The sequence below is a fragment of the Campylobacter sp. GTC17093 genome, assembly GCF_055397635.1.
The window spans coordinates 624,586-638,862 of record NZ_AP038832.1 but is presented as its reverse complement, the minus strand read 5'-3'; the positions used below and the strand labels follow the sequence as shown (position 1 = coordinate 638,862).

General features: G+C 29.6%; 11 protein-coding genes. 9 read left to right on the top strand and 2 right to left on the bottom strand.

Features of this window, described 5'->3' with window-relative positions; all coding sequences use genetic code 11:
• From nuoI to ACZ5VL_RS03155, 7 genes are read left to right on the top strand one after another with little or no spacing between them, the layout of a single operon-like run.
• Positions 1-570 (top strand): NADH-quinone oxidoreductase subunit NuoI, encoded by a 570-nt coding sequence (nuoI, locus tag ACZ5VL_RS03185; RefSeq protein WP_464199830.1) that lies wholly within the window; start codon positions 1-3, stop codon positions 568-570.
• 8 nt (positions 571-578) lie between these two features.
• Complete coding sequence (locus tag ACZ5VL_RS03180) at positions 579-1,112, top strand: NADH-quinone oxidoreductase subunit J (RefSeq protein ID WP_464200242.1); 534 nt, start codon at positions 579-581, stop codon at positions 1,110-1,112.
• Entirely contained in the window at positions 1,109-1,411 is a 303-nt protein-coding gene (nuoK, locus tag ACZ5VL_RS03175; RefSeq protein WP_464199828.1) for an NADH-quinone oxidoreductase subunit NuoK, read from the top strand. The genes ACZ5VL_RS03180 and nuoK overlap by 4 nt, the downstream gene beginning before the upstream one ends.
• Positions 1,412-1,413: 2 nt before the next feature.
• Complete coding sequence (nuoL, locus tag ACZ5VL_RS03170; RefSeq protein WP_464199826.1) at positions 1,414-3,243, top strand: NADH-quinone oxidoreductase subunit L; 1,830 nt, start codon at positions 1,414-1,416, stop codon at positions 3,241-3,243.
• Between the two features lie 9 nt (positions 3,244-3,252).
• Complete coding sequence (locus ACZ5VL_RS03165) at positions 3,253-4,791, top strand: complex I subunit 4 family protein (RefSeq protein ID WP_464199824.1); 1,539 nt, start codon at positions 3,253-3,255, stop codon at positions 4,789-4,791.
• Positions 4,778-6,250: an NADH-quinone oxidoreductase subunit NuoN gene (nuoN, locus tag ACZ5VL_RS03160; protein WP_464199822.1), complete on the top strand. Its 1,473-nt coding sequence runs from the start codon at positions 4,778-4,780 to the stop codon at positions 6,248-6,250. The genes ACZ5VL_RS03165 and nuoN overlap by 14 nt, the downstream gene beginning before the upstream one ends.
• 26 nt (positions 6,251-6,276) lie before the next feature.
• The gene (locus tag ACZ5VL_RS03155; protein WP_464199820.1) at positions 6,277-8,655 is read left to right on the top strand and encodes a DUF7494 domain-containing protein; all 2,379 of its coding nucleotides are present in this window, start codon (positions 6,277-6,279) and stop codon (positions 8,653-8,655) included.
• A 1-nt stretch (position 8,656) separates the two neighbouring features.
• Here ACZ5VL_RS03155 and ACZ5VL_RS03150 read toward each other — a convergent pair whose 3' ends face one another.
• Positions 8,657-9,337 (bottom strand): TorD/DmsD family molecular chaperone, encoded by a 681-nt coding sequence (locus tag ACZ5VL_RS03150; protein WP_464199818.1) that lies wholly within the window; start codon positions 9,335-9,337, stop codon positions 8,657-8,659.
• A complete protein-coding gene (locus ACZ5VL_RS03145; RefSeq protein WP_464199816.1) occupies positions 9,334-11,001 on the bottom strand; it encodes a 4Fe-4S binding protein in 1,668 nt (555 codons plus the stop codon). Before ACZ5VL_RS03145 ends, ACZ5VL_RS03150 begins: the two co-directional genes overlap by 4 nt.
• A gap of 119 nt (positions 11,002-11,120) precedes the next feature.
• Between ACZ5VL_RS03145 and selA the strand changes: the two genes are divergently transcribed.
• A complete protein-coding gene (selA, locus tag ACZ5VL_RS03140) occupies positions 11,121-12,458 on the top strand; it encodes an L-seryl-tRNA(Sec) selenium transferase (protein WP_464199814.1) in 1,338 nt (445 codons plus the stop codon).
• Positions 12,451-14,271, top strand: a complete 1,821-nt coding sequence (gene selB / locus ACZ5VL_RS03135; RefSeq protein WP_464199812.1) for a selenocysteine-specific translation elongation factor — start codon at positions 12,451-12,453, stop codon at positions 14,269-14,271. Before selA ends, selB begins: the two co-directional genes overlap by 8 nt.
• Positions 14,272-14,277 lie beyond the last annotated feature (6 nt).

Sequence of the window (14,277 nt, the reverse complement as noted above, 5' to 3'; positions counted from 1 at the left end):
ATGATAAAGTATAAATTAATAGATCAAAGACAAGAGTTTACGACTTCTTTTCAAAAATTTGTTAGTTTTTGGAAAAATACCCTTAAGGGTGAGCTTTTTGTTGGACTTTGGACAGTTTTTAAAGTGATGCTAAAAAGAGACACACATACAGTTAAATACCCATTAGAAAAGTTACAAATGTCGCCAAGATACAGAGGTGTTCATAAGTTAATGAGACTACTTGAAAGTGAAAATGAACGATGCATTGGATGTGGGCTTTGTGAGAAAATTTGTGTTAGTCACTGCATAAGGATGGATACTGTTTTAGATATAGATGGCAGAAAAAAAGTTCAAAACTACTCTATAAATTTAGGTCGTTGTGTTTACTGCGGACTTTGCGCAGATGTTTGCCCAGAAATCGCCATAGTTTTTGGTGGAGAGTATGAAAATGCAAGCGAGCAAAGAGCATATTTTGGTTTTAAAGATGATTTTTTGATAAATAAAGATAGTGAGATTAGAGAATTTCAAGGCTATGGTTCATTATCAGAAAATGCTGATAAGCTTGTTAAAAAAACACCGCTTTTGTATTAGGAGAAGTGATTATGGAAATATTAGGATTTTATTTTTTTGCTATATGTTCTCTTGGAATGTTTGCAATAAGTGTTTTTTCTAAAAATATTTTATACTCAATGACCTCACTTGCAGGTGGGATGATATTTGTTTCGGGTCTATTTTTTCTACTTGGAGCCGAGTTTTTAGGTGTTGTACAAATTATCGTTTATGTTGGAGCTGTGCTCGTTCTTTATGCATTTTCTATGATGTTTTTTGATGTATCTAAAACTCTAAAAGAGAAAAAAAATAGCAAGTTTGTTTGTACGCTTGGTATCTTAATATCACTTATTAGTATTATCATGGTTTTGCTTCCAGTTTCTTACAAGGGTGCGGTTAATACAGGCTATGATATAGTTTCAAATTTAAGCAATGTAAAAACAGTTGGTATAATTTTGTTTACAAAATACCTTGTAATTTTTGAGCTAGCAGCTGTGATGTTGCTTGTTGCAATGATATGTGGAATTTTGCTAGTTCATAAAGATATGGATGATAGTATAGTAACTAAAAAGGAGATTTTATGATAAGTTTAAGTCATTACTTAGTAGTTGCTATATTAATGTTTGGTATCGGAATAATCGGAGTAATGAAAAGGCAAAATTTAATAATGCTATTTTTTTCAACAGAAATTATGCTAAATGCAGTAAATGTAGCACTAGTTGCGATTGGAGCTCATTATAATGATATGAATGGGCAGATTTTTGCACTTTTTATCGTTGCAATAGCGGCCTCTGAGATAGCAGTTGGGCTTGGACTTATGATTTTATGGTACAAAAAAACAGGCTCTATAGAGCTATCAAGTCTGCAAAATATGAAGGGTTAAACATGCAAAACTATGCTCTTATATCTCTTTTTGCACCTTTGTTATCTTTTTTGTTTGCAGCTATTTTTTGTCTTCAAAAAAAACATATTCTTGTAGGCATTATAAGTTCAAGTTTTATTATAATAAGTATGGTATCAACTTTTATTTTACTTTTTTATGTTGCGCATAATGGAACTATAAATGTGTATTTGGATGATTTTATAAATTTAGCTTCCCTTAATATACCATATGGATTTATGATAGATGAAGTTAGTGTTATAATGATGAGTGTTATAACGCTAGTTGGTAGTATAGTTCATATATATTCTATAGGATATATGGAACATGATGATGGATTTAACAAATATTTTGCGTATCTTGGATTTTTTATTTTTTCTATGATGTTTTTGGTTATGAGTGATAATTTCTTAGGACTTTTTATAGGCTGGGAAGGAGTTGGTCTAAGCTCTTGGTTACTTATAGGCTTTTGGTATGAAAATTTTAAGTTTTCTTACGCTGCAAATGAAGCGTTTATAATGAATAGAATCGCAGATCTTGGAATGCTTTTAGGAATTTTTCTTATATATAAAGAGTGTGGAACACTAATATACGCAGATGTTTTTAATATGATTTCAGATGTAGATTATAAAATTTTAATTTTTATTGGTTCGTTTTTATTTATTGGCTCTATGGGAAAAAGTGCGCAATTCCCTTTTCATACTTGGCTTGCTGATGCTATGGCAGGGCCAACACCAGTTTCAGCACTCATTCACGCTGCGACAATGGTTACAGCTGGTGTTTATTTAGTAATTAGAGCAAATGATATATTTAGCGTGGTGTATGAATTAAGTTTATTTATAGTTTATCTTGGAACTTTTGTGGCTATTTTTGCTGCTTCTATGGCTATGGTTCAAAATGATTTAAAGCGTATCATAGCATACTCAACGCTTTCTCAACTAGGATATATGTTTGTTGCAACTGGATTTGGAGCGTACTGGGTAGCGCTTTTTCATCTTGTAACACATGCGTTTTTTAAGTCACTTCTTTTTCTTTGTGCAGGAAATGTAATGCATGCTATGAGAGATGATTTGGATATAAGAAATATGGGATATTTGTATAAAAGTATGAAATTTACAGCCATTTTGATGATAATAGCCTCTGTTGCACTTAGTGGAGTTTATCCATTTGCTGGATTTTTCTCAAAAGATAAAATTTTAGAAGCTGCATTTAATGAGACGAATTACGGCATTTTTATAGCTCTTTTTATAGGAGCTGCTATGACGGCATTTTATAGCTTTAGACTTATAATGATGGTATTTTTTACACAAAAAAGACATGAACATGAAACTAGCGAGACAAAAAAATTTATGCTATTTGCACTTACTCCACTGGCATTTTTATCTATGATGGCTGGATTTTTAGAACATAGCTTTGAAGACTTTAGTTTAAGAGCATTGCCAGAATATATTCTAAATCTCTCAAGTGAAGTTTCTATACTACTTATTGGTTGTACGCTTATTATGACTGTAACTGTTATAATAGTAACTATTTACATCTATAAAAGCGGTAAAATAAATACTTTATTTACAAATAATATCATATATAAAATTTTGATAAATGAGTATTTTATACCAAATTTATATGAAAAGTTGGTTAGATTTTATGGATATATTTGCAATCTTCTTGCAAAATTTGATAAAAAAGTTATTGATTTTGGTATAGACTTTGCGGCTAGCGGGATATATAATTTTGGTAGTTTTGCAAGTAAAATGCAAACAGGGAATCTCTCTTTAATGTTAAGACTAATGGTTTTTGGTCTTTTTATTATCTTGTGTCTCGCGTTTGTGATTTAAGGGGATTTGATGGATCATATTTTAAGTATATTGATATTTTTTCCAGCATTTGGTGCTATTGTAGGATTTATAATAGACCATAAAAGAATAAAAATATATGGTATTTTTGTAGCTTTAATAGAGTTTGTTTTGTCTATTTTGATGTATAGTTTTTATGATCCCAGCACAGAACCACTAGAATTTGTTGAAAAATTTTCTATTTTAAGTTCTCTTGAGATAAATTATTTTGTTGGAATTGATGGAATTTCGCTATTTTTAGTAGTTTTAAGTACTTTTATAACACTTCTTGCTTTAATTAGTTTAAATGTAAAAGACGGCGCAAAAAACATAATAATATCGGTTTTAATTCTTGAGACCAGCATGGTTGGCTTTTTTTCTAGTTTAGATGTTATGCTTTTTTATATATTTTGGGAACTTGCTTTGGTTCCCATGTTTGTGATAATAGGTGTATATGGTGGACAAAATAGAATTTATGCTTGCCTTAAGTTTTTCATATATACATTTGCAGGCTCTATTATTATGCTAGTTGGCATTATTGCAATGTCGTATTTTTACTATAAATCTTTTGGAAAAATTAGTTTTAGTTTGCTTGATTGGTACAATCTTTCACTTCCTTTTAAAACTAGTCTTTGGTTGTTTTTATCTTTTGCTATCGCATTTGCTATAAAAACAGCAATTTTTCCTTTTCATACTTGGCTTCCTTATGCTTATACACAAGCTCCTATAATAGGCTCTGTTCTTATATCATCTCTTCTTGCAAAGATGGGAATTTATGGTTTTATTCGTATACTTTTGCCTATATTTCCTGATGCCAGTGTGTATTTTTCAGATATGTTTGGTATTTTAGCTATTATAATGATTATTTACGCTGGGATGATAGCATTTGCAAAACATGACATAAAAGAAGTTATAGCATATAGTTCTATTTCGCATATGGGTATTATAATGCTTGGTATATTTGCTATAAATTTAGAAGGTATGAGTGGCGCAGTTTTTTTTATGGTAAGTCATGGGGTATTAAGTGCTGGGCTTTTCATGATGGCTGGAGTTTTACAAAATAAAGTTGGAACTTGCAATATAGACAAACTCGGAAGTATTGCTAAGATAATGCCAAGTTTTGCTATTGTTTTTGGCATCATAATGCTTGGGACTATTGGTTTGCCACTTACTATAGGTTTTGTTGGCGAGTTTTTAAGTTTACTTGGTATGTTTAAAGCAAATATGTTGCTTGCAAGTTTAGGTGGAATAGGTATCATTTTAAGCGCTATTTACATGTTAAATTTTTATAGAAATGTATTTTTTAAAAAATCAAAAAACGATTTGATCTTTGCATCTCAAAATATATCTATAAAAGAGTATATTTCTTTGATACCAATATGCTTAGTTGTAATCATAATGGGAATTTATCCGAAGCCAGTATTAAATATCATAGATGAGAGTGCGCAAAAAGTTTTAAAAGTAATGTATGATAAATCCGCGCATAAAGACACAAAGGATTATCTAAATAAATCAAATTTACTAGAAGGGAATAAAGTTGCAAACGATTGATATAAGCTTACAATCTCTGAACATAGCATCTATTAGTGTCCCTGGAATTATAGTTATTTTTGCAATTAGCTTAATTTTTTTAAGCATGTTTGCAAAAAACTTATCAAAGGCATTTTATGTTTCTATTTGTATTTTGGCAATTCTTATAGATATAGTAATTTTAACTAGTTTTGAGTTAAATCAAAAAGGATTTTTTGGGGTTATATATATTGATGGTATAACGGTTTTATCACAACTTATCATACTTATATCGAGTTTGATTTTTATAACTTTTCATCTTTGTAAAGAGAAATTCAAAGATCACGAAATAAAAGAATATTTTGGACTATTTTTATTTGTTGTAGCTGGTTTTAGTTTTATGGTTAGTACAAACAACATTATTTTAATTTTAGTAGGACTAGAGACTTCTTCACTTGCTTTGTATACGCTAGTTGCACTTAGAAATAAAACAAACTCCATAGAAGCTGCTATAAAATATTTTAGTATGGGGGCTTTATCTACTGGATTTTATGTGATGGGGGCAAGTTTACTGTATCTTTTAACAGGATATCTAGAAATAGATAAGATTGTAAAATTTATATTAGATCAGAATTTGCAGCATAGTATTTTACTTTTAGGCGCAAGTGCATTTTTATTTGTATCTATGGCATTTAAACTATCTTTGATACCGTTTCATACATGGATAGTTGATGTTTATGAAGCTTCAAGTTCGCCTTTAGCTGGCTATATATCAATTGTTCCAAAGATAGTAGCTTTTGTTATAATGATAAGATTTTTTGAGCCACTTAATTATATAGAGTTTATAAATAGCACTCTGTGGCTTGTAGCTGTACTTAGTATGAGTCTTGGAAATGTTATGGCACTAGTACAAAAAGATGTAAAACGAATGTTGGCTTACAGTTCTGTATCTCATTGTGGTTTTGTATTGTGTGCTATCTTGGTAGGAACAAATGAGGCAAATGTTGGACTTTTTGTATACTGGATAATGTTTTTACTAGCAAATTTGGGGGCATTTGGAATGCTTTTTGTTACAAGTTCAAGTAGTAAAACTTATCACTATAGGTTTGATCATCCTTATGAAAAATTTAAAGGTGCTATAAAAACTAGGCCGATTTTTGCTATTTTAATGACTATATTTATGCTCACACTTGCTGGAATTCCTCCATTTAGTGTATTTTGGGGTAAGATTTATCTTATAAGTGTAGTAGTACATGAAGAGCGGTTTTATCTAGCTTTTATAATGGCTGTAAATAGTGCTATAGCTATTTATTATTATTTAAAACTTATAGTTGTTATGTTTATGCAAGATGTATCTAAAGATAGTTTATGTCTAAAAAACCTATCAAATTCACTCAAAGTTATACTTGGAACTTTAATTCTTTGTGTGATTTTATCATCCGTGCTAATTAATCCATTGAGCGAATGCATAAAATCTTTGCTTATCTCAAGTGGGTTTTAGCTTAAAAATTTTGCTATAATTATCAAATGAAACATATAATATTACTATTTTTAACGGCAGTTTATGCATTTTCATTTAGTGTTATTTTAAATGTAGGAGAAGAGCAGGGTAGTGCTTATGGTGTTTTGCACATTCAAAATGATACACCCTTTTCTTGTCAGACTAATTTTCTAGAATTGGATAAAAAAAACTATACATGCGTTATTAATACCGAAGAAAACTTAAAAATAGAAGATAAATTAACTTCATTAGTGGACATTAAATTTAATAAAACAAAAAATGGTTACGAACTTACTATAAATCCTAAACGAAATTCAAAACTTATAAATGTCAATCAAAATCTTTTTGGAAGTGATGAGATAAAGAAAAAAGACGCTGGTTTATCGACGCATTACTCTATCATCATTGATCAAACTGTAAAAATGTATAAAAAATCAAATGATAGCATAAATTTTCCTGTAACTTATCCGGATATGCTTTATCCATCAATTGGTGCACTAGACATAAATAAAATGCCTATTCAGTATGCAAATGGTGACGATATAGAAATATATCTAAACATAAAAAAACTTTATGATATGGGACTATATGATAGAGTTTTTGATGAGACATTAAATACCGTAAAAATACATCCAAATTCTATATTTATAAGCGAATTTGAGCTCTATAAAATAAGATCATTAGATAAAATTTTATCATCTCAAAAAATATACGATAATTTTACTCCAGCAGACATCATAAAAATGAGTAAAAATTGGGTAAGAAATTTTCCATCTGATGATAACTATCCTGAAGTTTTGCGCATGATGTTAAGAACATATTTGGCTCAAGATATGCCTAGTGATGCTAGTTATAATTTAGATATTTTAACAAAAGAACATCCTAATTCAAAATGGACAAAATTAGCAATAATTGATTATGCTGGAGCGCTCTATAAAGATGGAAAAAGTAATGATGCTATAAAAATGCTAGAGAGTGTTTTATATAGTTCAGATGATATACAAATAGCAAGCGAAGCAGCATTTAAACTTACGGATATAAGTATAGAAAGAGCAAAATTTAATGATGCAAAAGAATATATTTTAAAGATAATTAATGCAAACAAAGACTATCTCTTAAAAGATAAAAATACTTTGGCATCAGTTGCTTTGGCATTTTTTGAAAAGAAAATATATGATATATCCGCGATTTTATATGAACTTTATATCTCAAACTCAAAACGAAACGACGATTACTACGAAATTGTGCTTAAAAATTTGGGTATCTCTTTAATGAGATTAGGTGAGATAAATAAAGCAAATGAGTATTTAACGCGCTATCAAAAAGAATTTAAGGAAGGTGCTTATTCAAAAGAAGTTGAGGAAGCTTTAGATGAATTATTTTTTGAAATAAACGAAACAAATACAACTAAGCTAAATAGTTATTATAAAATTTTAATAGAAAGATATGGCAACAATGACATCGGAAAAAAGGCATTATATGAGCAATTGAAATTACTTTATGCAGATAAAAAATATGATGAAATTTTATCATACAAACAAAAAGTTTTAGATGCAAACGATGCAAATTTAACAAATTTGTTAAATAATTCTGCTTTAATGTTGGCAAATATACATCTAGTAAATAATAGTTGCAAAGATGCCATATATCTTAGTGAAAATTATGAAATTACTTCTGCTATAAACAATCAATTTAGGCTTTTTGATTGCACTATGCAAATGGCAAGATATGACAAAGCTTATGAGTTTGCAAATGCTCATATTAATACAAAAAATTTAGAAGACAAAGTAGAGTGGCTTATAAGAGTCAGTTACTCTTTGTATAAGCTTGGTAGATATTCTGAGGCAATAAATGCAAGCAATGATGCTATAGCAATTGCATCTAGTTTAGAGTATAGTAATCCAACTCCAAGTTATTACTATAGATTTTTATCGCTTTTGGAATTAAACCGTTTTGATGAGGCAGTATCAACAATAAAAGCATTGGAAGAATTTAAAAAAGATGATATAAAGCTTGTTGAGATGTATGATAAGATAGCAAAATATGCCACAAAAAATAGTAGTGATAGTATAGCTTTAATGTATTCTAAAAAAGCTATAGATATGCAAAAAAATCTTAATATAACTTTGTTTAGTCCTAGTGTAAATTTCACGTATATAAATTCGCTAAATAAAATAGCTGACTATGAAGCAGCTTTAAATGCTGTGAAAGATATACTTAATATGAGGCTTGAGCCAGCCGATAGATTAAGAGCTCTTTATCAAACAGCTGAGATTTTAATCAAAATGCAAAATTATGATGAGGCTAGAAAATATGTTGATGAGTGTGTGGGTAGTACATTTAACAACTCTTGGAAAGATCTTTGCATTATGCAAAATAATCTTCTAAAGAGTTTAAATAAGTAGATTAATAATCCGTCAAATCCTCGCCGCTATCTCTAAGCTCTGCTATGTAGGACTTTTTATCTATAGCTATTTTTGCTTCGGATCTAGTTTTTATAGGTGCTACAACATCTAAAAGAGATCTTTCTAATGTTATAAAGTTTCTCATTATATTTGCATAGGATTTATAAAAAACAGCATATTTTGAGCTAGTAATCATATCTAAAAATTCATCTATAAAGTTATTTATAGATGTTTTAAACAGTTCTGCGCTCAAATCATTTTGGATGCCGTTATTTGCTTCATCTTGTAGAAATGTAGCCATCAGACCAAATATAAAACCTATAAAATCCTCACCTTCTTTGCATGTTTTTTCGTCTCTTCGGTACTTACTTTTTTTGATGATATTTATTACATCTAGCCTGGCTTTACCATTATCTCTGCCTTCGTCATAAAAACTAGCTGTTGTTGGTGTATTTGAATATGAAAGATTAAAAAATAGAGCATTTTGCTCATCTTTAAATTGCTTAAAAGTAAATTCATTCATAGATTCAAAATCTGCTTTGTTTTCATCAGTTATTGGAAATTTTGCAAGCTCTTTTATCTGTTCTTTCATATTTGTAAATTTAGTTTCATCTTCATAAAAAGTCAGTGCAGATGAGGCAAATTCATAGTAATACGATCTAGCTTTTAAAACATCTTTCATATTTTCCTACTTTCTTCAAATTGTTTCATTACCGTAAGTTTTGCTTTACAATCAGCACAACAATAAAGCATCTTAATTTTAAACTCATCGCCTTTAAAAAGAGGAGTCATCATGTTTGCCACTTTTTGAACCGATTTTGTTGTTGCAAATTCCTTACCGCACTCTATACATTTAAATAGCTCATCTTTGGCAAGCGTTGTGTAGTTATAAAAGCTTGGATTTAAATCTATTTCACCTCTATCTATGAAAATAGTATCTTTTTCTGCACAGCTCATCGTGCAGTATCCACAAGCTGTACAAAGAGATGGATTAAATTTAATAGAATTATCTTTCGTGTCAGCAATCAAAGCATCAACATTACATGCCCCTACACAACTTAAACAGAGTGTACAAGTATCTTCATTTATTCTTATTTTTGCATATCTTAATTTTTGTGTAGTTTTTACAATGCCCAAGTCCTCTTGATCTATTAAAAACTTAGCTCTTTTGGCAAAATCTGCTCTTTTATTGCCTTCTAAATACGGATAAGAAAAGTAACTACCATGTATAAAATTTGCGTTATTTAGAGCTATTTTTAATTCTTTCTCGTTTGTAGCAGTAAATATACCTTTTGTTTTAAATTTTAATCCATAAATTTGATTTATCAAGCTAATATTATCCATCGTTAGTTCACTAAAGCTATCATTGTAAATCACTAAACTTGAGCCAGTTTCGCTAAGGAGTGTCATAAAATGTACATGATCTAAAAACTCTATATTGTCTACATAAAATGGTACAACATTTGGTTTTAGAGGTATTTGCATATTAAAATTTGTGTTTTTATTTATGATAAGAGCGATTTTATTTTTGTAAAATTTGCTAATTTCATTAAAAGTAGTTCTTGGCATTATACTAAAATCAAGCGCTGAGGTTGGGCAAATGCCAACACATTTTCCACAACCAATACAATCAATATGTGAAAATATAAGATGTTTTGTTTCATCTTCTTTTAGTATAGCTACAGTTGGGCAAACATCTGCGCATTTGCCACAAATTTCATGTCTTCTACCATGATATTGACAGATTTTTTCATCATAAGTTATAAAGTTTCTATACTCCATAATTGGTGAAACCGCATTTACAATCTCTAAAATTTGATCGCTTTTTAAGCCAAAAATTTCATAGCATCCACTTTGTTTTAGCATATAATCTTTTGCATTTTCTATAAGCAAGATATCGCAAGTTATTTCAAATTCATCATTATTTGTTAATACATCTATATAAATTTCTCCTATTTGTCCATAAAGAAACTTAACCTCATCATGTGATAAAATTACAACCTTAAAACCATCTTTTGTTAGAACTTCTTTTAAATCATTTTTATCGCTATTAGTTATTATAACGATATTATTTCCTATTTCTTTTGAGTGCATTACATCTTTTGCTAAATCAAAACAGGTAGCTCTTGCTTCATAAAGTAAGCTTATATTCTCGGCTTTATTTAGGGTATCATCTAAAGTATTGTTTATATAAAAGTTAATTTCTGGAGCATAAACCTTGGTATTTTTTAGATTTTTATTTGAGACAAATATCTCTTCATCTTGATTTGATATAAGTTTAATATCGTCTTTAAGAACTGGTATTTCTCCCTTTTCATCATAGTATCCAAATTCTATCACTTGCATTCCTTTGAGATTTTATAAACTATTTTATTATAAAGTAATAAAATTAAACTTAAAAGTTTATAACAGGAATTTTGATATAATGACTAAATTAGCTAAATATAAATAAAGGCTAAGGAGAGATGATGACTTACAGAGATATTCCTCAGATTGATAAGATTATAAATGACAATAAGTTTAAAAACCATTCAAGGCTAGTTTTAACTTTTCTTGCAAAACTTGAGATAGAACAAATCAGACAAGATCTTCAAAATGGTAAAAGTTTGGAGCTTTCGTATGATGATATAATTGAAAATATATCGCAAAAATACATTTTATTTAACAGACAAAAGCTACAAAAAGTTATAAACGCAACTGGAGTTATAATACATACAAATTTGGGCAGAAGTGTAATATCTGAAGAGATGTTTGAGATTGCAAAAGATACAATCTGCCATGCAAGTAACCTCGAATATGATTTGCAAAGCGGGAAAAGAGGTGAAAGATATACTTTTATATCAAATTTAGCCTCTATTTTATTTGGATGTGAAGATGCTTTGGTTGTAAACAATAATGCAAGTGCTGTATTTTTGGTATTAAACACACTTGCAAAAAATAAAGAAGTTATAATTAGTAGGGGTGAGCTTGTAGAAATAGGTGGAAGTTTTAGGGTGCCTGAGGTTATGTCAAATTCTGGAGCGATTTTAAAAGAAATTGGCACTACAAATAGAACTAAGCTTAGTGACTATAAAGAGGTGATAAATGAAAATACGGGTTTAATACTAAAAGTTCATAGATCAAATTTTGATATAGTTGGCTTTACAAAAAGCACATCAATAGATGAAATTTCTTCTCTTGGGAAAGAAAATGAAATTCCAAGTTATTATGACTTAGGAAGTGGATATCTTGGAGAACTTCCCTATAATCTTGGTAAAGATGAGCCAGATTTGCAAAAAATTGCAAATAGCGCGGATATAGTTAGCTTTAGTGGTGATAAAATTTTTGGAAGTGCGCAGTGTGGAATTATTTTAGGTAAGAAAAAATATATACAAGAGTTAAAGAAAAATCAGCTTTTAAGGATGTTAAGGGTTGATAAAATGACGCTTAGCATACTAAATTTAAGCATGCTTGCTTATTTAAACCGCTCTTATGAGCAAATTCCAACCCTAAATTTGCTATATAAAAGTGAAGATGAACTTATAAAAAAAGCCCAATACATTATCTCTAAAGTTAATACAAACTTACTTAAAGTAGAAAAAACTATCACTTATATGGGTGGTGGAACTATGCCAAACAAAAAAATACCAAGCATAGCTATATCGTTTGGCGGAAATGCTATAAATTTAGAGTGTAAATTTAGAGAAAAAAATGTAATAGGCAGGATAGAAGATGGCAAATTTATGCTTGATATAAGAAGCGTTTTAGATAGCGATATAAACGAGCTTATAGATGTTATAAAAGAGGTTTTTGGCGATGAATAGTATAATAATAGGCACAGCAGGCCATATAGATCATGGTAAAACTGCGCTTATAAAAGAGTTAAATGGCTTTGAGGGCGACAGATTAGAAGAAGAAAAAAAGCGTGGGATCACGATAGATCTTAGTTTTTCAAATCTAAAAAATAATAAAACAAATATAGCTTTTATTGATGTTCCTGGGCATGAAGGACTTATAAAAACAATGATAAGTGGTGCTTATGCGCTAGATGCTGCTATGGTTGTAGTTGCAGCAGATGATGGCATAATGCCTCAAACCAAAGAACATATTCAAATTTTAAGCATTTTAGATGTGAAATCCTTGATAATTGTAATAACAAAATGTGATTTAGTTTCGCCAGATGTCATAACTACTAGGCAAGAAGAGATAAAAGCGTATATAAAAAGCTTTTCAAATTTACAAATTTTAGAGATTTTTACAACAACCATAAAAGATAAAAACACCATAAAAGATCTTAGAGATTATCTTTTTATGATAAAACCAAAAGAGCATTTTAAGGATCTTGTTTTCCATTACTATATAGATAGATCCTTTAGCCTAAAGGGTATAGGACAAGTAGTTACTGGTAGTTTAATAGGTGGCGAGATAAAAAAAGGTGAGAAAATTTATAACTACGATACCAAAAAAGAATACACCGTAAGAAGCGTTCAAATTCATGATAGCGATGTAGATAGTGCAAGTGCTCCAAATAGAGTTGCATTAAATTTAAGTGCTCCTGATACAAAAGGTATCGCAAAAGGGCAAATGTTAAGCAAAAAAGGATTTTTTAGGACTTTTAGCGATGTTGATTGTGCTATGACAAATGGTGAAGTAGCCCAAAATGAGCGCGTTATATTTTGTGTAGGCACCAAACAGTTAAGCGCAAAAGCAACAATTTGTGGACAGATGAGCGAAAGTCAGTTTGTAACATTTAAATTTGATAAACCAGTATGTCTTAAATTTCAAGAAAGTTTTGTTCTTATATCAAATAATCGTGTTATAGGTGGTGGAAAAGTATTAAATTCAATAAGCGAACCCATGAAAAAACAGCAAAAAATGCCTATCTTAAAAGCTCTTTACGAAAGAGATTTTTTAAGCGCATTTACTTTGCTTAAGGTATTTCATAAACATGGTTTTGGACTTATATCATCATATCAACGTTTCGCATTAACTCACGAAGAGGCACTAGATATAGCTTTAAACTTACAAGATTCTTTTATAGATAAAAAAGAGTTAAATGTATATGATAAATCTGTATTTGGAGAGATTTCTACAATAATCTTAAATATCTTTGCAAAAAATAAGAATGCAATTATATCTGCATTTAGTATCTCAAATAAAATTTCATGGGCAAGCGAAAGCTTGTGTCTTTTTGTGCTAGATAGACTTTTTGAAAATGGCAAAATCTCAAAAAATGGCTCATTTTTCATAGCTAAAAACGCAAATTTAGACGAAATTGTGCAAAGTTTAGACGATAGAATTTATGAGATTTTATTATCTGAAAATTTCACCCCATCTGCTCCTTATAATATCTATGATGAACTTGAGATAGATAGAGTAAATGGCGATAATGCTATGAAAAAACTAACCGCAAGCAAGAAAATCATAAGACTTGCCCACAATCTTTTTATAACTCAAATTTCCTTAAGCAATATTTTAAATTTAATGCGAGAAATGATAAAAATTGATGGTTTTATAAATGTTATTTCTATAAAAAATAAGTTAAACTTAAGTAGAAAATATGCCATTGCATATTTAGAATATATGGATAAATTTGACGATATAATAAAAGACGGTATAAATAGAAAATTTAAATAAAACTTA

Excerpts from the sequence above, each read along its gene's own strand:
- ACZ5VL_RS03165 (WP_464199824.1), top strand. The coding sequence starts at position 3,253 with ATGGATCATATTTTAAGTATATTGATATTTTTTCCAGCATTTGGTGCT.
- ACZ5VL_RS03145 (WP_464199816.1), bottom strand. The coding sequence starts at position 11,001 with ATGCAAGTGATAGAATTTGGATACTATGATGAAAAGGGAGAAATACCA.
- ACZ5VL_RS03155 (WP_464199820.1), top strand. The coding sequence starts at position 6,277 with ATGAAACATATAATATTACTATTTTTAACGGCAGTTTATGCATTTTCA.
- nuoI (WP_464199830.1), top strand. The coding sequence starts at position 1 with ATGATAAAGTATAAATTAATAGATCAAAGACAAGAGTTTACGACTTCT.
- nuoK (WP_464199828.1), top strand. The coding sequence starts at position 1,109 with ATGATAAGTTTAAGTCATTACTTAGTAGTTGCTATATTAATGTTTGGT.
- selA (WP_464199814.1), top strand. The coding sequence starts at position 11,121 with ATGATGACTTACAGAGATATTCCTCAGATTGATAAGATTATAAATGAC.
- ACZ5VL_RS03150 (WP_464199818.1), bottom strand. The coding sequence starts at position 9,337 with ATGAAAGATGTTTTAAAAGCTAGATCGTATTACTATGAATTTGCCTCA.
- nuoL (WP_464199826.1), top strand. The coding sequence starts at position 1,414 with ATGCAAAACTATGCTCTTATATCTCTTTTTGCACCTTTGTTATCTTTT.
- selB (WP_464199812.1), top strand. The coding sequence starts at position 12,451 with ATGAATAGTATAATAATAGGCACAGCAGGCCATATAGATCATGGTAAA.